Origin of the sequence: Pseudophaeobacter sp. C1-32P7 (genome assembly GCF_041008775.1) — a bacterium.
Classification (GTDB): Bacteria; Pseudomonadota; Alphaproteobacteria; order Rhodobacterales; family Rhodobacteraceae; genus Phycobacter; species Phycobacter gallaeciensis_A.
The window spans coordinates 1-1,166 of the sequence record NZ_JAXGFR010000078.1; the positions used below are offsets into that span (position 1 = coordinate 1).

3 protein-coding genes are annotated in these 1,166 nt (G+C 63.5%); all 3 read left to right on the forward strand.

Annotation, left to right across the window (positions count from 1 at the left end):
• The coding region (locus tag SM763_RS24160; RefSeq protein WP_369000132.1) for a hypothetical protein at window positions 1-278 on the forward strand (278 nt) is incomplete at its 5' end.
• Window positions 238-915 carry a lytic transglycosylase domain-containing protein gene (locus tag SM763_RS24165; RefSeq protein ID WP_369000134.1) on the forward strand — a complete coding sequence of 226 codons (678 nt, stop codon included), beginning with the start codon at window positions 238-240 and terminating at the stop codon, window positions 913-915. The genes SM763_RS24160 and SM763_RS24165, both read left to right, overlap by 41 nt.
• A gap of 16 nt (window positions 916-931) precedes the next feature.
• Window positions 932-1,166, forward strand: a 235-nt coding sequence (locus tag SM763_RS24170; protein WP_369000136.1) for a TrbC/VirB2 family protein, incomplete at its 3' end; no start/stop codon positions are given.

Consider the following 1,166-nt stretch of genomic DNA (forward strand, 5'->3'; position numbering starts at 1 on the left):
ACGGTGTCAAAGACCTGTCCGAGAAGGGCATCGCGTTCCGCTGCCGGTATGAACTCGTGGGGTTCACGGACGATGGCAAGCCGCGCTACCAGTGCATCTACCTGCGCGAGGGCGAGCCGGACGCCATTCTGGTCTCGACCCGGATCACCCCTCACGGGCCAGAGCCGCGGTATTTCAACATATGGCCGGGGCTCTTCAAACATCATCTCGAGTTCGGTGACGGGCGCGATCTGCGCTTTGGTCCTGACTACAGCATCACCCTCGAGGAGCGCGGCTGACGTCATCGCCTTCGGCCGTGACGGCACGGCGCGGACATCCGGCTGGACCTTTCATGGCGAACGACCTGCCTGGGCAGGGCTGGATGATAGCACTGAGGCCGAAGTCGTTCTGGCCTCGCTGGACGCCACGCCGCGGTCCGGTCGCGACGATATCCTCTCCCTGATCCAGACCACTGCCGTCCGCCATCAGGGTAACCGCGCCCTGCGTCAAGTTGGTCTGGATGCTGATGACTGGCAGGTCCTATTCCGCGCTCTGGTCGAGGCCGAAAGCAGCTACAATCCGACCGCCGTCAGCCCCAAGGGGGCCTATGGTTTGGGCCAGCTGATGCCCAACACGGCCCGTGCCCTCGGGGTCGACCCGCGCGATCCCTCCCAGAACCTCGATGGCTCCGCGCGCTACCTGCTTGCACAACTCGGAACGTTCAAGGATATCGATCTGGCGCTTGCAGCCTATAATGCCGGGCCGCACCGGGTGGTCGAGTATTCTGGTATTCCGCCTTTCACCGAGACCCGTCACTACATCGCGCGCATCCATCGAATCCGGTCCCGACTGGCGGGCACGCCTGCTTCGGCGCCGGACATCCGCATCGCAGACCGGGTGCCTACACGCGCTCCGGTCCTCATCGATCTTCAGTAAAATAAGGGAACTTCGCATGCTTCGACATCGCCTCAGCCGCCTCTTGCCTATCGCCACAACCCTGGCGGCTTTCACAACACCCGCTCTCGCGCAAGACTTGTCTCCTATCCAGACCATGCTGGAAACCGTTGAGGCCGCGCTGACCGGTCCGATCGGGATCGCGGTCGCCACGCTCGCGGTCATCGGCACCGGCTTCATGTGCATGATGGGGCGGCTGAACTGGGGCTGGTTCGCCTCGGTCATCATCGGGA